Annotated in this window: 23 protein-coding genes; 17 read left to right on the top strand and 6 right to left on the bottom strand. The window is 62.8% G+C overall.

Annotation, left to right across the window (positions count from 1 at the left end):
- Positions 1-20 precede the first annotated feature (20 nt).
- Both CXK96_RS14955 and CXK96_RS14950 read right to left on the bottom strand, forming a co-directional pair.
- Entirely contained in the window at positions 21-431 is a 411-nt protein-coding gene (locus CXK96_RS14955; protein WP_102837228.1) for a hypothetical protein, read from the bottom strand.
- A gap of 121 nt (positions 432-552) precedes the next feature.
- Positions 553-978 (bottom strand): hypothetical protein, encoded by a 426-nt coding sequence (locus CXK96_RS14950; RefSeq protein WP_102837227.1) that lies wholly within the window; start codon positions 976-978, stop codon positions 553-555.
- A 125-nt stretch (positions 979-1,103) separates the two neighbouring features.
- On the opposite strand from CXK96_RS14950, the gene CXK96_RS14945 reads away from it, so the two are divergent.
- The 5 genes from CXK96_RS14945 to CXK96_RS14925 all read left to right on the top strand — a co-directional run bounded on the left by CXK96_RS14945 (position 1,104) and on the right by CXK96_RS14925 (position 7,272).
- Positions 1,104-2,168 carry an aminopeptidase gene (locus CXK96_RS14945; RefSeq protein ID WP_102837226.1) on the top strand — a complete coding sequence of 355 codons (1,065 nt, stop codon included), beginning with the start codon at positions 1,104-1,106 and terminating at the stop codon, positions 2,166-2,168.
- Between the two features lie 252 nt (positions 2,169-2,420).
- The gene (locus CXK96_RS14940; protein WP_102837225.1) at positions 2,421-3,596 is read left to right on the top strand and encodes a hypothetical protein; all 1,176 of its coding nucleotides are present in this window, start codon (positions 2,421-2,423) and stop codon (positions 3,594-3,596) included.
- 12 nt (positions 3,597-3,608) lie between these two features.
- Positions 3,609-4,331: a ferritin-like domain-containing protein gene (locus tag CXK96_RS14935; RefSeq protein ID WP_102837224.1), complete on the top strand. Its 723-nt coding sequence runs from the start codon at positions 3,609-3,611 to the stop codon at positions 4,329-4,331.
- Between the two features lie 177 nt (positions 4,332-4,508).
- On the top strand, positions 4,509-5,090 hold the full coding sequence (locus CXK96_RS14930; protein WP_102837223.1) for an RBBP9/YdeN family alpha/beta hydrolase: 582 nt from the start codon (positions 4,509-4,511) through the stop codon (positions 5,088-5,090).
- A gap of 238 nt (positions 5,091-5,328) precedes the next feature.
- Complete coding sequence (locus CXK96_RS14925) at positions 5,329-7,272, top strand: alkaline phosphatase D family protein (protein WP_180981531.1); 1,944 nt, start codon at positions 5,329-5,331, stop codon at positions 7,270-7,272.
- Here the strand turns inward: CXK96_RS14925 and CXK96_RS14920 are convergent.
- The 3 genes from CXK96_RS14920 to CXK96_RS14910 form a co-directional block, all read right to left on the bottom strand.
- Positions 7,269-7,913, bottom strand: a complete 645-nt coding sequence (locus CXK96_RS14920; protein WP_102837222.1) for an HAD family hydrolase — start codon at positions 7,911-7,913, stop codon at positions 7,269-7,271. The genes CXK96_RS14925 and CXK96_RS14920 overlap by 4 nt on opposite strands.
- Before the next feature lie 72 nt (positions 7,914-7,985).
- Positions 7,986-8,528 carry a gamma carbonic anhydrase family protein gene (locus tag CXK96_RS14915; protein ID WP_102837221.1) on the bottom strand — a complete coding sequence of 181 codons (543 nt, stop codon included), beginning with the start codon at positions 8,526-8,528 and terminating at the stop codon, positions 7,986-7,988.
- 37 nt (positions 8,529-8,565) lie between these two features.
- A complete protein-coding gene (locus CXK96_RS14910) occupies positions 8,566-9,390 on the bottom strand; it encodes an AraC family transcriptional regulator (protein WP_102837220.1) in 825 nt (274 codons plus the stop codon).
- A gap of 82 nt (positions 9,391-9,472) precedes the next feature.
- Between CXK96_RS14910 and CXK96_RS14905 the strand changes: the two genes are divergently transcribed.
- From CXK96_RS14905 to CXK96_RS14860, 10 genes are all read left to right on the top strand, one after another.
- The gene (locus CXK96_RS14905) at positions 9,473-10,462 is read left to right on the top strand and encodes a bile acid:sodium symporter family protein (protein WP_102837219.1); all 990 of its coding nucleotides are present in this window, start codon (positions 9,473-9,475) and stop codon (positions 10,460-10,462) included.
- Between the two features lie 134 nt (positions 10,463-10,596).
- A complete protein-coding gene (gene prlC, locus CXK96_RS14900) occupies positions 10,597-12,645 on the top strand; it encodes an oligopeptidase A (protein WP_102837218.1) in 2,049 nt (682 codons plus the stop codon).
- Complete coding sequence (locus tag CXK96_RS14895) at positions 12,642-12,920, top strand: YheV family putative zinc ribbon protein (RefSeq protein WP_102837217.1); 279 nt, start codon at positions 12,642-12,644, stop codon at positions 12,918-12,920. The genes prlC and CXK96_RS14895 overlap by 4 nt, the downstream gene beginning before the upstream one ends.
- 17 nt (positions 12,921-12,937) lie before the next feature.
- Complete coding sequence (locus CXK96_RS14890) at positions 12,938-13,702, top strand: DUF1835 domain-containing protein (RefSeq protein ID WP_102837216.1); 765 nt, start codon at positions 12,938-12,940, stop codon at positions 13,700-13,702.
- 251 nt (positions 13,703-13,953) lie between these two features.
- Complete coding sequence (locus tag CXK96_RS14885) at positions 13,954-15,018, top strand: PA0069 family radical SAM protein (RefSeq protein WP_102837215.1); 1,065 nt, start codon at positions 13,954-13,956, stop codon at positions 15,016-15,018.
- Positions 15,019-15,100: 82 nt separating this feature from the next.
- Complete coding sequence (locus CXK96_RS14880) at positions 15,101-15,382, top strand: hypothetical protein (RefSeq protein ID WP_272888494.1); 282 nt, start codon at positions 15,101-15,103, stop codon at positions 15,380-15,382.
- Positions 15,383-15,596: 214 nt separating this feature from the next.
- Positions 15,597-16,730, top strand: a complete 1,134-nt coding sequence (gene coxB, locus CXK96_RS14875) for a cytochrome c oxidase subunit II (RefSeq protein ID WP_102837213.1) — start codon at positions 15,597-15,599, stop codon at positions 16,728-16,730.
- Between the two features lie 12 nt (positions 16,731-16,742).
- Positions 16,743-18,371 carry a cytochrome c oxidase subunit I gene (gene ctaD / locus CXK96_RS14870; RefSeq protein ID WP_102837212.1) on the top strand — a complete coding sequence of 543 codons (1,629 nt, stop codon included), beginning with the start codon at positions 16,743-16,745 and terminating at the stop codon, positions 18,369-18,371.
- A 23-nt stretch (positions 18,372-18,394) separates the two neighbouring features.
- Entirely contained in the window at positions 18,395-18,976 is a 582-nt protein-coding gene (locus CXK96_RS14865) for a cytochrome c oxidase assembly protein (RefSeq protein ID WP_102837211.1), read from the top strand.
- Entirely contained in the window at positions 18,973-19,872 is a 900-nt protein-coding gene (locus CXK96_RS14860; RefSeq protein ID WP_102837210.1) for a cytochrome c oxidase subunit 3, read from the top strand. Before CXK96_RS14865 ends, CXK96_RS14860 begins: the two co-directional genes overlap by 4 nt.
- A 5-nt stretch (positions 19,873-19,877) precedes the next feature.
- Here the strand turns inward: CXK96_RS14860 and CXK96_RS14855 are convergent, their stop codons facing one another.
- A complete protein-coding gene (locus tag CXK96_RS14855) occupies positions 19,878-20,081 on the bottom strand; it encodes a twin transmembrane helix small protein (protein WP_101152710.1) in 204 nt (67 codons plus the stop codon).
- Positions 20,082-20,162: 81 nt separating this feature from the next.
- On the opposite strand from CXK96_RS14855, the gene CXK96_RS14850 reads away from it, so the two are divergent.
- Together CXK96_RS14850 and CXK96_RS14845 are read left to right on the top strand one after the other, a co-directional pair.
- A complete protein-coding gene (locus tag CXK96_RS14850; RefSeq protein WP_102837209.1) occupies positions 20,163-20,870 on the top strand; it encodes an SURF1 family protein in 708 nt (235 codons plus the stop codon).
- A 5-nt stretch (positions 20,871-20,875) separates the two neighbouring features.
- Entirely contained in the window at positions 20,876-21,457 is a 582-nt protein-coding gene (locus tag CXK96_RS14845; RefSeq protein ID WP_102837208.1) for a hypothetical protein, read from the top strand.
- The last annotated feature ends 38 nt before the right edge of the window (positions 21,458-21,495 follow it).

Genomic DNA, 21,495 nt, shown 5'->3' with positions numbered 1-21,495 from the left:
ACCTCTTTGCTGACGGCTGCTCAGTAGCAGTGCTCGGCCTCGGCGCGCGCCAGGACATTACGGTCTTCGTCGCGCAGCCAGCCTTGTGGGGTGAAGCCCAGCGAGCGGGCCTGGAACAGATAGCGCCGTCCGGGCTGGAAATCGTCGTAGTTGATCACCAGGGTGCAGCGCAGGTACTGGGTGTCGCCGAAATCGCCGAAGCCACCGCTACTGATTTCGAATTCGTAGCGTGCCTCGAGTTCATGTGCACCGGGGCTGACCTGGAAATAGCGACCGTCTGGCGTGCGCTCGCCGTCCAGTTGGTCGGACATGAAGATGTCGCTGGGTTGGGCGCTCAGCTCGACCCAGGCCATGTCCGGATCAGGTGCAGGCAGGGGGCCGGCACAGCCGATCAGGCCGAGCGCCAGCATTGGAGCGATGAACAGACGCATGATGAATCCTCCGGATAACCGCAGGATCAGCCTCTGCTGTCGCGGTCAGCCAATGAGCCTGAGCCACCTTCGGCACTTTTTCAACGACTGCACCGCAACAGAACGGTTCACTACCGAAACGCTAGCGGGTCGCGACCCCGCCGCAGCCGCGCTCGGTGGCCTTGGCCAGCATGCGGTCATGCTGGTCGTACAGCTTGGCCCAGGGGCGGAAACCGTAGCCGCCGGCCACCAGTCGATAGCGCGCCCCGGCGTTGAAGCTGTCATAACTCAGGGTCAGGCGGCAGTCGCGTGCCAGCGCTTCGCTGTCACGACCCACATCAGCCGGGCCGACTTCGAAGCGATAGCGCATACCCAGCTGATGGCTGCCGGGGGCGACCTGAAAGTAGCGATCATCCTTCAGCGGTCGTTCATCGACCGCCACGGCCATCAATTCGGTTTCTCCGTGGGGATCAAGATCGATCCAGGCCTGGTTCGGATCGGGCTGGGGCATCCACAAGGCGCAGCCGCCAAGGCTGGATAGCGCAACAACAAGCATCAGGATTCGCATGTAACTGGATCTCCGATCGGTAGCGGCCTGGCGATTTGGCACCGGCATGTTCGGTGTTTGGGTGGGCTTCGAACTCGTTGTAGGCTCAGCGCATCGCCCCGTGGGGCCAGCAGACAGGTCAGCGTGTGTTCAGGTCGAAGCCGAAAATCGCCGCAGTCGACAACCGAATATTGCGCTGGGTTCCCCTGCTGCTGGCGGTAGGTCTGACTGGTTGCAGCAGCTATTACGGGCAACTGGCGGTCGGTCAGCTCGAGCTGCTGCGCCAGCGCGAGCCCATTGTGGCAATCGTCGACGATCCGCAACGCGCACCGCAGTTGCGTCAGCGACTGGCCCTCGCCCTGCAGGCCAGAGGCTTCGCCAGCGATGCGCTGGCACTCCCGGACAACCAGAGTTATCGGGTTTACGCCGAGATCCAGCGGCCGTATGTGATGTGGAATCTGTTCGTCGCCGAGGAGTTTTCGGTGGAGCAGCGGACCCAGTGCTTTCCGATAGCCGGTTGTGTGGCCTATCGCGGCTACTACCAGCAGGGTCGCGCTCGCGGCGCCGCGGCGCTGATGCAAGCCGAGGGCTACGACACGCTGGTGTCCGGCGTACCGGCCTATTCGACCCTGGGCTGGTTCGACGATCCGCTGCTCAGCTCGATGCTGCGCTGGGACGATGATCGCCTGGCCGGGCTGATCTTCCACGAGCTGGCGCATCAGCAGCTGTATGTCGCTGACGACACGGCGTTCAACGAATCCTTTGCCTCCTTTGTCGAGCGCGAAGGGCTGCGGCAGTGGCGTGCCAGCCGTGGCCTGCCAGCGCCGAACGAGACCGCGCGCAAGCATTACGCCGACCTCAGCAAGCTGGCCCTGGCGACCCGCGATCGATTGGCCGTGATTTACGCGTCCGACCTGAGCGAATCCGCGATGCGCGCTGCCAAACGTGACGAGTTCATGCGCATGCGGCAGACCTATCTGCAGCTGCGCGACGGCCCGTGGAAAGGCGACGACCGCTTCGATCGCTGGATGAACCAGCCGCTGAACAATGCCAGCCTGGTTCCGTTTGGCCTCTATGACCAATGGGTGCCTGCCTTCGCCGCGTTATACGAGCAGGTCGGCGGCGATTGGCCGCGCTTCTATGCCGCCGTGGCGTCCTTGGGTCGCCTGCCTGCCGACGAGCGGAAACGGCAACTGGACGCGCTCCGCTGAAACCCCTCGCCGCTTCGTTTGAAGCGCGATGCGGCAAGGCGTGGCGGCTGATCACGCTGCGCTGAATCGGAGCCTGTTCGAAGGGGTTGGGCGCTGCCGCTTGTCGAGTCCTTGCATGTTCGCACCAGGTTTCACGGAATTGTTCTCCGCTTGCCTCCGTCCATTTTCTAGACCGTCAGCCCAGCCTGACCCGTGATTTGGCCGTACGAATCTGTACGTCCAGCCAATACAAGCCGTTTAAACGGAGGCTCCATGGATAACCTAACCGGCATCCTCGATAACAAGGGCACGCCCCTTGAAAAGCAGAAGTTCACCTGGAAAGAGATGGCGGGCAAGCCGATCAGCAAGCTGGATGACGATGCGTTCACCCGCGTGCGGATCATCCTGATGAACGGGATCGAAACCGATGCGCTGCGCCTCAAGCACGGCATTGCGCGGATCACCGGACAGCTACGTGGCCCGCTCGCCGAGATCCGTCGCGTCGAGCAGCATCAGGCGACCATGGTCAACTGGCTGATCTCCGCCGACCACTCGCCGCTGGAAACCACGGTTGCCTACGAGCAGGTCGCCATCGAGGTGACTGCCGCCGTCGCCCAGACCGAGCCCGACCCTTATCAGGCGCAGACCTATCGCTTCGGTCTGCTGGAAGATTTCGATCACCTGTACCGCTATTCCGCGATGCTCGATCGCCTCGAAGGCAAGGATGCGAACAACATCCTCCAGGGCTACACCGACATCGTGCCGGGTCGGCAGACCTCCGAGCATCATCGTCATCCGGACAATGACCTGCGCGAAAGCTACGAGAAAGAGCAGGCTGCACTGATCACCAAGATCCATGCAGCAATGATCACTGCAGCCGAGTACCAGACCCACGACTACTACATGAACATCGGCCCGCTGTTCGCCGATCCGCTGGCGCGTCAGCTCTATGCCGAGATCGCTTCGGTCGAAGAGCAGCATGTCACCCAGTACGGCTCGCTGGCCGACCCGCAGGAATCCTTCATGGAGAAGTGGCTGGTGCACGAGGCGATGGAAGTCTATGCCTACGCCAGCTGCGCCGAGCAGGAAACCAACCCTCGCATCAAGGCGTTGTGGGAACGCTTCCTCGATTACGAATTGGGCCATTTGAATATCGCTTGCGAGTATTTCAAGAAGCTGGAGCGCCGTGATCCAGCGGAAATCCTCGGAGGTCCGCTGCCGAAGATGATCGAGTTCAAGAGCCAGCGTGAGTTTGTCCGTCAAGTCCTCGCAGCCGAGGTCAACCTGCGCACCAGCGGCACCGAGTACGTCGACAAGAGCCAGGAGCCGCAGAACTCCCTGGACTACCGCGCCCAGCTCAATTCCGAAGGTATCGCGCCGAACATCGTATCGGCCGGTTACCAGTGGGCGCCGGGCGGCGAACTTATGCAGATGCGCAAGGTTTCTTGAGGAGAGAAGGACATGGCTAATTCAGCAAAACTGGGCACCAACTTCACCGGCGTGCAGATGTCTCCGAAGGACACCAAGCGCCTGCTCGACGCCGTCAACGAAATCCATCCGGACGTGCCGGGCGATTCCAAAGGCTTGATGATGGAGCGCGCAACCCGCGCCGAAGAAGCCGATCGCATTGGTTCGGTACCGGTTCCCGGCTCTGCCAAGGGCATGCTCAAGTCGACATTCGACATGGCGCTGGGCAAGAGCCCTGAGCTACTAGTGGACAAGCTCGGCGAACGCCTGGCCTTCGAGCGCAGCGGCGTACGCATGTACGACGCCATGATCGCCAAGGCCAAGGCGATCAGCATGGCCGATTCGGACCTGATCGGCGTGCTGCAGCACATCCGCGACGAAGAGTTCGAGCACATGAACATCGTCGCCGAAGCGATCGAGACGCTCGGCGCCGACCCGACCGCGCAGACCCCTTCTGCCGACGTCGTAGGGGTCAAGTCGATGGGCGTGATGCAGGTGCTCACCGATCCGCGAACCAACATTGCTCAAGGCATCAACGCGCTGCTAACCCTCGAACTCGAGGACAACGCTGCTTGGGAACTGTTGATCGAACTGGCCGAAGCAGGTGGCCATCCCCGTATCGCCAAGGGCTTCCACAAGGCCAAAGAGCAGGAAGACGACCACGTGATCAAGATCAAGACGCTGCTGCGCCAGGACCTGATCAGGCAAGTCCAGTAATACGCGTGTGCTACACACTTTGGCGCGCCCTCGGGCGCGTCTTTTTTTTTGCGGGACGACAAGCAGGTGGCTTGACTAGACATTTATTAGTGCATAAGCAAATTCGTTCTTATTCTTTCTTGTGGCAGTCGTTCCAGCTATAGACTCGCGGCTCAGTGACCATCGAGAGGCCATCCCATGCGGCGTGGATCGTTTCATTACCTGATCGTCCCCGGCTGGCACGGCTCGCCTGAGGATCATTGGCAGAGCCACTGGCAGCGTACCCTGCCTCACAGCCAGCGCGTCGAACAGGCTGATTGGCTTCAGCCGCAGCGTCCCGACTGGGTAGCCGAACTGAGTCGTGGCATCGCCGGCGCGTCAGAGCCGGTGGTGCTGATAGCGCATAGTCTCGGCTGCGTAACCGTCGCACACTGGGCCGCGCAGGCAGCGCCCGATGCGCTGCGACGGGTGAGGGGTGCGCTGCTGGTCGCACCGGCGGACGTCGAGCGGCCGGGCTGCCCCGAGCCGCTGCGCAACTTCGCACCGTTGCCCTTGGCGCCGCTGCCGTTTCCGAGCGTGCTGGTGGGGTCCGACAATGATCCGGCTGCCAGCGCCGACCGCTCACGTGTCATGGGCGAGGCCTGGGGCAGCGAAGTGAGCGTGCTCCATGGTGTCGGTCACATCAACGTGGCTTCGGGGCACCATCGTTGGGAAAACGGTCTGGTCTTTCTCGACCGTCTGCAGTCGCTGCTCAACGACCAGTCAAGACGGCGCGCTTGATGGCGCCCGGGCCCTTGGACGAGTGTTCCTTCGTTCAGTCGCTATTCGCCACCGCCCGGTGGATCGGTGAAGCGCGATCCACCCTACAAAGACTGAGCCTCATCACTGAGCAGTGAGTAGGGTGGATGACGCTCTTTTCATCCACCGGTTCCGTGGAGCGACTTAGACCCACAAACCGGGGCGAACCGGCGCCATTCGTTACACTCTGATGCTCCATTGCCGTCCATCGAGCTGTTGCATGCCCAGCCCCGCATCATCCGACACCGCTGCATCCCTTCCCCTCGTGCTTGCCGGGCCCATGCTGCGTCGGCTCGAGGCGGGGCGTCTGGTGCTCTGGCTGGTGGCCAGCGAGCCGCTGCAGTTGCGCCTGGCCTTGCAGCCCGAAGAGGAGGCTCCGGTATCGCTGGCCCTGGAAGGCGAATGCTGTCGTCAGCTGCGCGTTGGCACCTCGGCCTGCTTGCACCTGATCGATCTCCATCTGGCTACGCCGCTGCCGGTGGATCGGTTGGTCGAATACGACTTGCTGATCCAGCGCGACGGCACTGAGCAAGGCATCGCCGAGTGGGCGCCGCACCTGATCCATGATGGGTTCGAGCGGCCGGCGTTCGTCGTCCGGTCGCGCTACGACGACCTGCTGCATGGCTCCTGCCGCAAGCCGCACCACCCCTCGGCGGACGGCTTGGTCACCGTGGATTCGCTGGTGGCCCAGACCCGCCACTCCTCCGAGCGCTGGCCCGCCGCGCTGCTGATGACCGGCGACCAGATCTACGCCGACGACGTGGCCGGGCCCACTCTGGTAGCCATTCATGCGCTGATTCGCCGGCTCGGGCTGTATGGCGAATGTCTCGAGGGCGCCACCGTCGCCGACAGCGATGAGCTGCTGGCGCATCCAGCCACCTACTACCGGCGCGCGGAACTGTTGCCTGCGTTCAAATCCAACGAAGACCTGCGAGAGCGCTTCTTTGGCGGAGTCGAAAAACCGGTGTTCACCACCTCCAGCGCGCACAACCATCTGGTGTCGCTGGGCGAGGTGCTGGCGATGTACCTGCTGGTCTGGTCCCCCGTGCCCTGGGGCCTGATCGAGCTTCAGTCGCCGCCGCTGGATGGCGAGCAGGCCGAGCGCTGGGCGCGTGAACTGAGTTGCATCGATGCCTTCCAGGCCGGCCTGCCGCAGGTGGCGCGGGCGTTGGCACATTTGCCGTCGCTGATGATCTTCGATGACCACGACATCACCGATGACTGGAACCTCAGCGCCCGCTGGGAGCAGACCGCCTACGGCCATCCGTTTTCCCGGCGCATCATCGGCAACGCCTTGCTCGGCTATCTGTTGTGTCAGGCCTGGGGCAATGCGCCGGATGCCAGCGTCACGTCGTTGAGCGCGGTTGAGGCGTTGCTGAATAGCGGCGAAGGCGGGCGACTCGATTGCGCCCTGCATGATCAGGTGGTTGACGAGCTGCTGGAGCGCGGCGACTGGGGCTATGTCATACCCAGCGAGCCTGCGCTGGTAGTGCTCGATACTCGTACCCGACGCTGGCGCAGCGAGCGCAACCTGAGCCGGCCTTCGGGGCTGATGGATTGGGAAGCACTGACGGATTTTCAGCAGGAGCTGCTCGACCATCGTTCGGTGATCATCGTCTCGCCGGCGCCGATGTTCGGCGTCAAGCTGATCGAGACCGTGCAACGCGTATTCAGCTGGGCCGGCCTGTCGCTGTTGGTCGACGCCGAAAACTGGATGGCCCATCGCGGCGCGGCGCAGGTCATGCTCAACATCTTCCGCCACACCCGCACGCCGGGTAACTACGTGATCCTCTCCGGCGACGTGCATTACTCGTTCGCCTATGAGGTACGCATTCGCGGCCGTGCTGACGGCCCGCGGTTATGGCAGATCACCAGCAGTGGCGTGAAGAACGAGTTTCCGCCGCGCTTGCTCGACCTGTTCGATAGGCTCAACCGCTGGCTGTATTCGCCGCGTTCGCCGCTCAACTGGTTTACCAAGCGCCGCCGGGTGAGGGTGCAGCCGTGGCTGCCGAGCCGCAGCCGGTCTGGCGAACGGCTATGGAACGGCTCGGGTATCGGTCGTATCCGGCTCGATGCCGAGGGCCGACCGTCGCAGGTTCAGCAGATCAACGCCGATGGGTCACCGCCTGTAAGCTTCGCTCCCGAGCGAGACAAGACGCCCTAGCCGAACGCCGTGCGCAGCTCTGGCAGCGTGGCGTAGTAATACGCTGGCGATTGCGCCATCAGCTCGGCATGGCTGCCAAAACCGTAACCCACCCCGACAGCCTGCAACCCGTTGCTGTGCGCGCCGATCAGGTCGTGCTTGCGGTCGCCGATCATCAGCGTCTGCTCGGGATCGAGCCCTTCTCTGGCGATCACATGGGCGATCAGCTCGACCTTATTGGTGCGGGTGCCGTCCAGCTCGCTGCCATAGATGACCTTGAAGTGCTGATCGAAGGCGAAATGCCGGGCAATTTCGCGGGCGAAAACCGAGGGTTTCGAGGTCGCTACATAGAGCGTCCGGCCTTGCCCGCGCAAGTGTTCGAGCATCTCCAGCACGCCGTCGAACAGCAGGTTTTCGTAGAGGCCGATCGTCTTGAAGCGCTCGCGGTAATAGCCGACCGCTTCCCAGGCCCGCGCCTCATCGAAGCCGTAGAACTCCATGAACGCTTGCAGCAGCGGTGGGCCGATAAAGGGTTCCAGCTTGGCCAGATCTGGCTCGTCGATGCCGAGCTGCGCCAGTGCATGCTGAATCGAGCGGGTAATGCCTTCGCGTGGGTCGGTCAGGGTGCCGTCGAGGTCGAAGAGGATGGTTGAGTGGTGCATCGCAGGGCTCGGTAATTTCCTGTGGGGGCGCGGTTCGACAATCGGCTCGCGCACATTTTTTTGCTTCAGGCTTCAGGCTTCAGGCTTTTCTGCCAAGTGCTGATCCTTCAACTTCACGTAGTTGCCAGCGGTGTAGCTGAAGAAGCTGCGCTCTTTTTCCGTGAGCGGGCGCGCCTGCTTTGCCGGGCTGCCAACGTAGAGGTAGCCGCTTTCCAGCGTCTTGCCCGGCGGCACCAGGCTGCCGGCACCGATGATGACCTCGTCTTCGACCACCGCGCCGTCCATCACGATCGAACCCATGCCCACCAGAATCCGGCTGCCCAGGGTGCAGCCATGCAGCGTGACCTTATGGCCGACGGTGACTTCGTCGCCGATGGTCAGCGGAAAACCGTCCGGGTTGAACGGGCCGGCATGGGTGATGTGCAGCACGCTGCCGTCCTGAATGCTGGTGCGTTTGCCGATGCGGATGCGGTGCATGTCGCCGCGAATCACGGTCAGCGGCCAGACGGAGCTGTCTTCGCCGATCTCGATGTCGCCGATGAGCACGGCGCTGGGGTCGACGAAGACGCGCTCGCCAAGTGCCGGTGTGTGTTCCTGGAAGGTTCGGATGCTCATGGGTGGCTCCTGTAAGCGCGTGTGTGTGGGGTGTCGGTCACTGATAGACCCGACCATCGAGTGTGTTGCTGCCGGGACGGAAGAATTCGCCCGGCGTAGCGCCGAACTGTTCGCGAAAGGCGGCGATAAAGGCCGACAAGGACTCATAACCACAGCCCAGCGCCACGTCGGTGACCCGCTCGCCGCGCTCCAGTGCTGGCAGGGCGCTGAGCAGCCGCAGTCGCTGGCGCCAGGCGCGAAAGGTCAGGCCGGTCTCACGGAGGAACAGCCGGCTCAGGGTGCGTTCCGATACGCCCAGGGTGCGGCTCCAGTCGGCCAGGCCTTCCTGCGACTCCGGTTGCGCCTGCAGGCTTTTGCACAACCGATGCAGACGTGGCTCGGCGGGCAGCGGCAGCACCAGTTCGACCTCCGGTGCGCAGCCGAGTTGATCGAGCAGCACCTGTACCAGTCGTCCTTCTGCACCGTCTTCGGCATAGGCTTCGGGCAGGGTGCTGAAATGCCGGATCAGTTCGCGTAGCAGGGGGCTGACCTGCAGCACGCGGCAATGCTCGGGCGCATCGCCGGCTACGCTTCGGTCGATATACAGGCTGCGAATGCAGGTGTCCGGCGCACAGAAGACCTGATGCGTCACCCCGGCAGGTATCCACACCGCGCGCAGCGGCGGTGCGATGAAGCGGCCATTGTCGGTGCGCACCTCGAGCACGCCTTCCACCGCATGGGACAGCTGCACCCAGGGATGGCTGTGGCGGTAGCCCAGCTTGAGGTTGGGCGGCGAGTCGAGCTGACCATAGACCGGCCGCGGCAGCGCTTTGAGAGCGCCAAGACGGGTAATCAGTGCGGCTTCTTGTCCGATTGGCGACATTTCGTGCCTGCTTGGCGTTAGTCGGAAGTAAGCGCTCACGTTAAGGTCGATCCCTGTCGCCTGCAAGTCCCAAGGAAACCATATGGCCAAGCTCCGCCTGCTCTTCGACAACTTCACCCTGGCCCTGCTCGCCGTGGTTGCCATTGCCACGCTGTTTCCCTGCGAAGGGCGCGGCGCGGTGTTCTTCGAGTGGCTGACGGCGGCCGCCATCGCGCTGCTCTTCTTCATGCACGGCGCCAAGCTGTCGCGCGAAGCGATCCTCGCCGGTGCCGGCCACTGGCGCCTGCACTTGCTGGTGTTCGCCTGCACCTTCGTCATGTTTCCGCTGCTGGGACTGGCGCTCAAGCCGGTGTTGACGCCGATGGTCGGTGACGAGCTGTACCTGGGCATGCTCTACCTCTGTGCGCTGCCCGCCACCGTGCAATCGGCCATCGCCTTTACCTCGCTGGCGCGTGGCAATGTGCCGGCGGCCATCTGCAGCGCCGCGGCGTCCAGCCTGATCGGCATCTTCCTCACGCCGCTGCTGGTATTGCTGCTGATGGGTGTCGAAGGCGAGAGCGGCTCGACGCTGGATTCCATCGGCAAGATCGTGCTGCAACTGCTGGTGCCCTTTATCGCTGGGCAGATCGCTCGCCGCTGGATCGGCGCCTGGGTGACGCGCAACAAGACCTGGCTGAAAACCGTGGATCAGAGCTCGATCCTGCTGGTGGTTTACACGGCGTTCAGCGGTGCGGTGGTCGATGGCCTCTGGCAGATCGTGCCGGTTGGGCACCTGATCGGGTTGGTGGTGGCCTGCTGTCTGTTGCTGGCCATCGTGCTGTGGCTGACGGCCATGCTGGCCAAGGTGTTTGGCTTCAATCTGGAAGACCGCATCACCATCCTCTTCGCCGGCTCGAAGAAGAGCCTGGCGACCGGCGTGCCCATGGCGCAGGTGCTGTTCGCCACCAGTGCGGTCGGCATGATCATCCTGCCGCTGATGCTGTTTCATCAGATCCAGCTGATGGTCTGCACGGTGCTCGCCCAGCGCTATGCGCGACGCCCCGAATTGCCCGAGCAGACGGCGGTCCAATAACCGGTACGGATGCCCGTCACTCGCGCCGTTTCGTTGTGAATAGAGCCGCTCTATCGCTTCGTTCCCCAGCTGCGCGGTCGGGCATTTGTCTTTAACATGCACCGGTGATCATTTATTCAGAAGGGGCAACTGCCGTGACCGATACCAATCCGCTGCTTCGGGAATTCGACCTGCCGCCGTATTCCGAGATTCGTCCGGAGCACGTCGAGCCGGCGGTCGATACCGTCCTAGGCGAGAACCGCGTCGCCCTGCAGGAATTGCTCAGCCGCCCCGCCGAGAGCCTCGACTGGGGCACCCTGGTGGTAGGCCTCGACGAAATGAACGAGCGCCTCAGCCGCGCCTGGGGTCCGGTCAGCCACCTCAATGCGGTGCGCAACAATGCCGAATTGCGCAGCGCCTACGAGGCCTGTCTGCCCAAACTGTCCGCCTACGCCACCGAGCTGGGTCAGAACGCCGACCTGTTCGCCGCCTACCAGGCGCTGTCGCTGAGCGCCGAGGCCGACGGCTTCGATGTGGCGCAGAAGACCATTCTTGAACACGCGTTGCGTGACTTCCGCCTGTCCGGTATCGACCTGCCGCCGGCCGAGCAGCAGCGCTTCGGCGCGATCAGCATGAAGCTCGCCGAACTGGGCAGCACCTTCTCCAACCAGCTGCTCGACGCGACCCAGGCCTGGACCAAGCACGTCACCGACGAAAGCCTGCTGGCCGGCATTACCGAGTCGTCCAAGGCGCAGATGGCCGAAGCGGCCAAGGCCAAGGAGCTGGACGGTTGGCTGATCAGCCTCGAATTCCCCAGCTACTACGCGGTGATGACCTACGCCGACAATCGCAAGTTGCGCGAAGAGGTGTATGTCGCCTATTCCACCCGCGCCTCCGATCAGGGCCCGAATGCCGGCCAGTTCGACAACGGACCGGTGATGGAGCAGATCCTCGACCTGCGTCAGGAACTGGCGCAGCTGCTGGGCTTCGGCAACTACGCCGAGCTGTCGCTGGCGACCAAAATGGCTGACAGCACCGATCAGGTGCTGGGCTTCCTGCGTGACCTGGCCAAGCGCAGCAAGCCGTTTGCCGAACGCGACCTGAAGGAGCTACGCGCCTTTGCCGCCGAGCAGGACGTTACGGATCTGCAGAGCTGGGACGTCAATTACTTCGGCGAAAAGCTGCGCCAAGCCCGCTACAGCCTGAGCCAGGAAGAGCTGCGCGCGTACTTCCCCGTGGACAAGGTGCTTGCCGGCCTGTTCGCCATCGTCAAGCGTCTCTACGGCATCGAGATTCACGAGCTGGAAAGCTTCGACGGTTGGCATCCGGACGTGCGTCTGTTTGAGATCCGTGAGAAAGGTGAGCATGTCGGGCGGTTCTTCTTCGACCTCTACGCGCGGGCCAACAAGCGCGGTGGTGCCTGGATGGATGGCGCACGCGACAAGCGCCGCACCTGCCTCGGCACGCTGCAAACGCCGGTGGCCAACCTGGTTTGCAACTTCACCCCGCCAGTGGGCGAGCGCCCGGCGCTGCTGACCCACGATGAAGTCACCACGCTGTTCCACGAGTTCGGCCACGGACTGCATCACCTGCTGACCCAGGTCGAGCATGCCGGTGCATCAGGCATCAATGGCGTGGCCTGGGACGCAGTCGAGCTGCCGAGTCAGTTCATGGAGAACTGGTGCTGGGAGCCAGAAGGCCTGGCGCTGATCTCCGGCCACTACCAGACCGGCGAAACCCTGCCGCAGGATCTGCTCGACAAGATGCTGGCGGCGAAGAACTTCCAGTCCGGCCTGATGATGGTGCGTCAGCTGGAGTTTTCACTGTTCGACTTCGAACTGCACGCCACTCACGGAGACGGCCGCAGCGTGCTCCAGGTGCTGGAAAGCATCCGCGACGAGGTCTCGGTGATGCGTCCGCCAGCCAGCAACCGCTTCCCCAACAGCTTCGCGCACATCTTTTCCGGTGGTTACGCGGCGGGCTATTACAGCTACAAGTGGGCTGAGGTGCTGTCGTCCGATGCCTTCTCGCGCTTCGAGGAAGAGGGCGTATTCAACGCCGACACCGGGCGCGCCTTCCGCGAGGCCATCCTGGCGCGCGGCGGCTCGCAGGAGCCGATGGTGCTGTTCGTCGACTTCCGTGGTCGTGAGCCGTCTACCGATGCGCTGCTGCGCCATCTCGGTCTGACCGAGGAAGTGGCATGAGCGACGAGCCGAAGGTGACCACCAAGCGCTTCATCGCCGGGGCGGTATGTCCGGCGTGCAGCGCCAGCGACAGCATCAAGATGTGGGACGTCGATGGCGTTCCGCATCGCGAGTGCGTCGAGTGCGGCTACGCTGACACCCTCAACGCGCAGGGCCAGTCCGTGCCCTCGGAGTTGGGTACGCGGGTCAACCAGGCCAAGCCGAAGGCCCCCGATCCGCAGGTGCAAGCCGTGCAGTTTTTCCCCAATCCCAAGCTGAAGAAAAAACCCGACTGATCCAAGGGAGGCTCGCCATGTGGCACATCACCTGTGGCGACCTCGCCGCGGAGAGCGTTCGGCCCCTGCTGGCTGACGGCAGCGAGGTGCGGGTGCTGCGCGATGACCTGGCCGTCGGGCCGCTGGCTGATATCGAATCCTCGCCTTGCAGAATGCGTATGGGCTTCTGGGAAGCCGTCTGGCCTGCCGGGCTGGAGCCTCGGCCGGATTTCTCCGGCATTGCCGCCGATGCCGAGTGGCTGGCGCGGCTGTCTGAGCAGGCGCGGCAAGTCACGGTCTGGCATGGCGATAGCGCCTCCGAACAGCTGATGCTGGCGCGTGTGGCGGCGGCATTGGAAGGCTCGTCAATCGCGCTTCATGAGGTGGCCTGCGGCACCGGCGACAGTCGGGTTGGCATGCGCATGGCCGTATCCATGAATGCGCCGGACGCCCTGGCAGCGCTTTATCAGCCGCGCCTCGTCGGCCCTGAACGCCTCGTCGAACTCTCCAGCCAATGGCGTGCCACCGTACGGGAAAGCGCTGCGATACGTCGCTGGATCGAGGGTCGGTTTGTCGGCGAAGACCAGTCACGGATCGACGGCGAGTTAGTCGCCGCCTGCGGCGACGACTGGATGCCGCTGGCCCGCGCCATGGCTGAAGTCATGGGCCATTGCGACGGCTTCTTCCCTACGGACCTGTACCTTTACTGGCGCGCACGGGAGCTGGCGAGAAGCGGCGTCATTCGCCTCAGTGACGTCGCAGAAGCCGAGTACAGCAAGGTGCAGGTGCGACGGTCCAGCTGACATGCTAGCGGTCGCCTGCATGAGCCGTATGGCTCCGGTTGCTCACAGCACACATGATGTGTGCCGCTGAGCCTCGAGATCAGCTCTGTAGGGAGCGTTTACTTTCACCGATTGCTTTGGACGAGATAGCGCTGCCAGATCGCGGCTGCGGCTGCCTCGGTCCACCCCACTCGACGGGCGGGCTCGTCGACATTAGCGACGCTTGAGGAAGTTCTGATACTGTATCCATATACAGTATTTCGGAGCCTGTCATGTACCCACCGAAAAGCACGCCGCGTGGCCGTGGCACCGCAATCAATCCAGACAACCGCTTCGCCCCGACCCGTAGCGAGGCATATGACGACGGCTGGGAACAGGACGTGCCACCGACGCGCGCCACCGAGGTACGCTTCGAAACAGCCAAGAGCGTGCTCACCCGCAACCAGTCACCGGATGTCGGCTTCGATCGTTCGGTAAACCCCTATCGCGGCTGTGAACATGGCTGCATCTACTGCTTCGCGCGGCCCAGCCATGCCTATTGGGACATGTCGCCAGGGATTGATTTCGAGACACGGTTGATCGCCAAGACCAACCTTGCCGAGCGCCTGGAGCAGGAGCTGAGCAAGCCCGGCTATGTGCCGCAACCGATTGCGCTGGGCGTCAACACCGATGCTTATCAGCCGCTGGAACGCGAACAACAGCTGACACGCCAGGCGCTGGAGATTCTGCTGCGCTTCAAGCATCCGGTGCACATCATCACCAAGGGCTCGCTGGTGCTGCGCGATCTGGATCTGTTGGTGCCGCTGGCCGAGCAACGGCTGGTCAGCGTCTCGGTCAGCCTGACCAGCCTGGACGACGAGCTCAAGCGCATCATGGAGCCTCGTGCCGCGTCCCCCGCGGCACGGCTGCGGGTGTTGCGGACCCTGCATGAGGCGGGCGTACCGGTCAGCGTGATGTGCGCGCCGATGATTCCGATGGTTAATGACATGGAGCTGGAGCGCATGCTCGAAGCCGCGCGGGAGGCCGGTGCTCGCTCGGCCGGCTACGTGCTGCTGCGGTTGCCGCATGAAGTGGCCACGCTGTTCGACGAGTGGCTGCAGGAGCATTTCCCACAGCGTGCCGCGCATGTCATGAGCCTGATACGGCAGTCGCGCGGTGGCAAGGATTACGACAGCCGCTTCGGCAGCCGCATGCGCGGCGAAGGGCAGTTCGCCCAGCTCTTGGCGCAGCGCTTCCAGCTGGCCTGCAAGCGGTTGGGCTACAACCGCCGCGACCAGAATTACGGTCTCGATTGCACTCGCTTCGCTCCGCCCGGGCAGCAGATGAACCTGCTCTAGTCATGCCCGGGCCCGCAGGGCGGATCACCGGAACTATACGAAGCGCTCGGCGCACCAATCCAGGTATCGCTGCGGCGCCGGTATGGTCCGGTGCGCATTCGTTTCTGGAGGCAAGGTGGACTGGATCGATCTTCTGCAATGGCCGGCAATGGTGGTCACGGTTCTGGCGGCGTGGCTGATTGGCTCGCTCAAACCGCAACGGCGAACGGTGGGCTTCTGGTGCTTCCTGCTCAGCAACCTGCTCTGGGTCATCTGGGGCTGGTCCGCCGAAGCCTGGGCGCTGATCACGCTGCAGGTGTGTCTGGCGTTGATGAACATCCGCGGCGTGAAAAAGAACGACCACACAGCAGAAGCCAGCGCCTGATCCTGACGAAATTGCCAGTCTTGCATCGCTGTCTATACTCCGATCGTAAGCGTACCGATTGAATCCGACTGCGCGTGCAAAGCGAGGACTGGCAACCAGGCATTGGGGGGAGCCAGATCAGAGCGTAGTCAGGCCGTTATAGCGAGCGTTTCGCTCCGCTCTGCGGCCGGACAGGTAGTCGGCGGGATAACAAGAACCATAAGGGGAACCCGCAATGTCGCGACATCCACGAGTCTGGATGGGGATGGGGCTGTGGTCGCTGTTCGGTCAGGCCCAAGCAGCCTGGGACGTGAACATGCGCGCCGGCGCCACGGACGTCAGTCGCTCCGTATTCGATCTGCACATGACCATCTTCTGGATCTGCGTAATCATCGGTGTGCTGGTGTTCGCGGTGATGTTCTGGTCGATGTTCGCCCACCGCCGCTCCAAGCGGCTGGATTCGGCACATTTCCACGAGAACACCAAGGTCGAGGTGCTCTGGACCATCATTCCGCTGCTGATTCTGGTCGGTATGGCCGTGCCCGCCACCCGCACGCTCATCCATATCTACGATCCCACCGAATCGGACGTGGACATCCAGATCACCGGCTATCAGTGGAAATGGCACTACAAATACCTGGGTGAGGACGTCGAGTTCTTCAGCAACCTCACCACACCCCGCGATCAGATCAACAACCTGGCCCCCAAGGGCGAGCACTACCTGCTGGAGGTAGACGAGCCGCTGGTGATTCCCGTAGGTGCCAAGGTGCGCTTCCTGATCACTGCTGCGGACGTCATCCATTCCTGGTGGGTACCGGATTTGGCGGTGAAGAAGGACGCCATCCCCGGCTTTATCAACGAATCCTGGACCCGCGTCGAGCAGCCCGGCATTTACCGCGGCCAGTGCACCGAGCTGTGCGGCAAGGACCACGGCTTTATGCCGGTGGTGGTCGAGGTGAAATCCCAAGAGGACTATGCCACCTGGCTCGACGAGAAGAAGGCTGAAGCCGCCAAGCTGGCCGAACTGACCAGCAAGGAATGGACGCTCGAAGAGCTGACCGCTCGGGGTGAAAAGGTCTACCAGACCAACTGCGCGGCCTGTCACCAGGCTTCGGGCGAAGGGCTGCCGCCTATGTTCCCGGCGCTGAAGGGCTCGCCGATAGCGACGGGGGATGCGGAAAACCATATCAGCATCGTCGTAAAGGGCTCTCCCGGCACATCGATGCCTGCCTTCGGCCCGCAACTCTCGGAAGTCGATATCGCTGCAGTAGTGACCTACGAGCGTCACGCCTGGGGTAACGACACGGGCGACATGGTCACGCCGAGAGACGTGCTCATCTTCAAACAGGCCGAAGAAGCCACCCAGTAAGAGGATCAGGTGATGAGTGCAGTGATCGACGATCATGGTCATGCCGGGCATGACCATCACCACGGCCCGGCCAAGGGCCTCTCACGCTGGCTGCTGACCACCAACCACAAGGACATCGGTTCGATGTACCTGTGGTTCAGCTTCTGCGCGTTTTTGCTGGGCGGCTCAATGGCGATGGTGATCCGCGCCGAGCTGTTCCAGCCGGGCCTGCAGATCGTGCAGCCGGAATTCTTCAACCAGATGACCACCATGCACGGGCTGATCATGGTCTTCGGCGCGGTGATGCCGGCCTTCGTCGGGCTGGCCAACTGGATGATCCCGTTGATGATCGGCGCGCCGGACATGGCCTTGCCGCGGATGAACAACTTCAGCTTCTGGCTGCTGCCGGCAGCGTTCGGGTTGCTGGTCTCCACCTTGTTCATGGAGGGCGGTGGGCCGAACTTCGGTTGGACCTTCTATGCACCGCTGTCGACAACCTACGCGCCGGAATCGGTGACCTTCTTTATCTTCGCCATTCACCTGATGGGCATCAGTTCGATCATGGGGGCGATCAACGTGGTCGCCACCGTGCTCAACCTGCGTGCGCCGGGCATGACGCTGATGAAGATGCCCCTGTTCGTCTGGACCTGGCTGATCACCGCCTTTCTGCTGATCGCGGTGATGCCGGTGCTGGCCGGCGTGGTGACCATGATGCTGATGGACATCCACTTCGGCACCAGCTTCTTCAGCGCGGCCGGCGGCGGCGACCCGGTGCTGTTCCAGCATGTGTTCTGGTTCTTCGGGCATCCGGAGGTCTACATCATGATTCTGCCGGCGTTCGGCGCGGTCAGCTCGATCATCCCGGCCTTCAGCCGCAAGCCGCTGTTCGGCTACACCTCGATGGTCTACGCTACCGGCGCGATCGCCTTTCTCTCGTTCATCGTCTGGTCGCACCACATGTTCACCGTCGGCATTCCGCTGACCGGTGAGTTGTTCTTCATGTACGCCACCATGCTGATCGCAGTGCCCACCGGGGTGAAGGTATTCAACTGGGTGTCGACCATGTGGCGCGGCTCGCTGACCTTCGAGGCGCCGATGTTGTTCGCCGTGGCCTTCGTCATCCTGTTCACCATTGGCGGGTTCTCCGGGTTGATGCTGGCCATCGCGCCGGCGGACTTCCAGTACCACGACACCTACTTCGTGGTGGCGCATTTCCACTACGTGCTGGTGCCCGGGGCGATCTTCGGCATCTTTGCGTCGGCCTACTACTGGCTGCCGAAGTGGACCGGGCACATGTATGACGAAACGCTGGCCAAGCTGCATTTCTGGATGAGTTTCGTCGGCATGAACCTGGCGTTCTTCCCGATGCACTTTGTCGGGCTCGCCGGCATGCCGCGACGGATCCCGGACTACAACATGATGTTCGCCAACTTCAACATGGTTTCCAGCATCGGCGCCTTCATGTTCGGCGCAACGCAGCTGTTGTTCCTGTTCATCGTGATCAAGTGCATCCGTGGCGGCCCTATTGCTGCTGCCAAGCCCTGGGACGGTGCGGAGGGCCTGGAGTGGAGTGTGCCGTCACCGGCGCCGTACCACACCTTCAGCGTGCCGCCTTCGGTGGAGGAGCTGCACGAGCATCGGACAGGTCCGAAACATGACTAGCCTGCCGGCTCTGAGGACTCGCCATGAACACTGAGCTGCCGCTGGGCCGCCTGGTACGTCGACTGTTGCTGGTGGTCGTGGCGATGTTCGCCTTCGGCTTCGCGCTGGTGCCGATCTACGACGTCATGTGCAAGGCCTTCGGCATCAACGGCAAGACGGCGGGTGCCTATGAAGGGGCGCAGACCGTAGACGAGGCGCGTGAGGTGCGGGTGCAGTTTCTCGCCACCAACGCCTCAGGCATGGTCTGGGAATTCAAGCCGGTGGCTGACCAGCTCAATGTTCATCCCGGCTCCAGCCGCGAGATGCGCTTCATCGCCTACAACCCGACAGACAAGCCGATGACGGCGCAGGCCGTGCCCAGTGTGTCGCCCTCAAAGGCGGCGGCCTATTTCCACAAGACCGAGTGTTTCTGCTTTACCCAGCAAGTGCTGCAACCCGGTGAGCGTATCGAAATGCCGGTGCGTTTCATCGTCGATCGTGATCTGCCTGCGGATGTGCGTCACCTGACGCTCGCCTACACCCTGTTCGACATCACGTCCCGCCAACCTCCCGTCGCCCTCGTTGATCCGGCGCATCTGGTGGCGACCAAGGAGAGTCTGCAATGAGCCAACAGACCACCACGCACGAGAACTACTACGTTCCCGCCCAGAGCAAATGGCCGATTGTGGGAACGTTGGCGCTGCTGACTACCGTCTTCGGCCTGGGCAGCTGGTTCAACGACCTCAAGGCCGGCCGCGACGAGATCAGCGGGCCGATCATCTTTTTTATCGGCGCTTTGCTGATCGCTTACATGATGTTCGGCTGGTTCGGGGCGGTGGTCCGTGAGGGCCGTGCGGGACTGTACAGCGCGCAGATGGACCGCTCCTTCCGCTGGGGCATGAGCTGGTTCATCTTTTCCGAGGTGATGTTCTTTCTCGCCTTTTTCGGCGTGCTGTTCTACATCCGTTACTGGGTAGGCCCCTGGCTAGACGGTGAAGGCGACAAGGGCGTCAGCGCCATGCTCTGGCCGAACTTCGAGTACAGCTGGCCGCTGCTGAACAATCCCGACCCGGGTGTCTATCCCGCTCCAGAGGGCACCATCAGCCCGTGGGGCCTGCCACTGATCAACACCATCCTGCTGGTGACCTCCAGCTTCACCCTGACCTGGGCGCACCACGCGCTGCGCAAGGCACACCGCAAGCAGCTCAAGTTGGGGCTGGGAATCACCGTGCTGCTGGGCATCGCCTTCCTGACATTGCAGATCGAAGAGTACATACACGCCTACACCGAGCTGGGTCTGACTCTGGGCTCGGGCATCTACGGCGCGACGTTCTTCATGCTCACGGGCTTCCACGGCGCCCACGTGACCATGGGCGCAATCATCCTGACGGTGATGCTGGTGCGCAGCTTCCGCGGTCACTTCACGCCTGAGCAGCATTTCGGTTTCGAGGCGGCGGCCTGGTATTGGCACTTCGTGGATGTGGTGTGGATTGGCTTGTTCGTATTCGTCTACGTGATTTAAGCCGATCAGGCGCCGAAACCGGGTTGCAGCTGCCCGCTATAGAAGCCCCATGCAATCAGGGCGACCGTCAATGCCGTGAGGGAGACACGAACGAAGAGGGCGGTGAGCACGCGTGAGGTTCGGCCTTCGTCCTTGACCAGAAAAAACAGACCACTGAACAGACTGACCAGTGTGGCTACTAATAACAGAACAATTGCCGCCTTGAGCATGAGCGGTCCGCCGTAACAGGGGAACTGGGAGAAGTGGGGGTGCAGTATAGCCAGCCCGATCAATACGCCGCGGGGCAGGGTATGAACGGCTTCAAGCCGGGTGTCATACCCACGCTTGTGGTGCTGTGTCTGTTGCCGTTACTGGTCTGGCTGGGTTTCTGGCAGCTGGAGCGCGGTGAGCAGAAGCGCGACATGCTGGCTCGTCAGGAAGCGCGCGAGGCCGCTGCTCCCATCGGCCCGGAGCAGATCGACACGCTCCAGGAGCCGGCCTATACACGCGTTAACCTGCAGGGCAGCTTCGACGCCGAGCACAGCTTCCTGTTGGACAGCCGCACCCGCGATGGTCGCGTTGGTGTCGAGTTGCTGCAGCCGTTTCAGGATCAGCCCAGCGGCCGTTGGGTGCTGGTCAACCGCGGCTGGTTGCCCTGGCCGGACCGGCGCATCCCCCCGAAATTCGACACCCCGGATCGCCCGCTGAAGCTGTCCGCCTGGATCTACGCGCCCTCCGGCGACCCGTTCATTCTCAACCGGCGGATGGCAGAAGGCTGGCCGCGTCTGATCAACCACGTCGACCTGAAAGATATCTGGCAGTTGCTCGACCGCGACGGCATCAAATATCAGCTGCGGCTGGACCCGGGCCCCGCGGCTTATCGCGCCGACTGGCCGGTGACCTTCATGCAGCCGCAGCAACATGTCGGCTATGCCGTGCAATGGTTTGCGCTGGCAGCGGCACTGCTGGCGTTGTTCATCTACTTCGGCGTGCATCAGGCACGGGGGAGCAAGCAGTGACCGCGATGAATCCGACCTTCAAGGCTGCACCGGCACAACGGCGCCGGGGACGTTTGCAATTGCTACTGATCCTTGCGGTGGTGATCGGCCCCATGCTGCTGGCGAGCGCCATGTACCGCTTCGGTTTCTGGGTGCCCGAAACCCGTACCTACGACGGTGCGCTGGTTGCCACCGGCCAGGGCCGCGATGCTCTGGGTGTCACCGCGCCGGTGGCTGCCGAGCCGCGCTGGGAATTGCTGGTCACCGCACCGCAGGGTTGCGCTGAGGACTGTCAGCAGCTGGTCTACCTGGCCCGCCAGATCAACATCGGCCTGGCCCGCGAAGCAGGCCGGGCCAGCCATGCCCTCGCTAGTGCGCAGCCTTTGGCTGCCGAGTACGACCAGCGCCTGCAGCAAGAGTATCCGCAGCTGCAGCGCTACGCCCTGAACCCTGACGTTTACGGCGCCAATCCTGATTTACCGCAGGGTGCGCAGCTGTGGATCGTCGATCCCCACGGCAATCTGGTGCTGCGTTATGACGGCAAGGCCAACGGAAAGGCGATCCTCGATGACCTCAAACACCTGCTGAAAATCTCCCAGATCGGTTGATCCAAGGCACTCAGCCGCCTCGCTGGAGTCCCAAAGAG

It is taken from the genome of Stutzerimonas stutzeri (genome assembly GCF_002890895.1).
Classification (GTDB): domain Bacteria; phylum Pseudomonadota; class Gammaproteobacteria; order Pseudomonadales; family Pseudomonadaceae; genus Stutzerimonas; species Stutzerimonas stutzeri_AB.
This window is presented reverse-complemented; position numbering and strand designations above follow the sequence as displayed.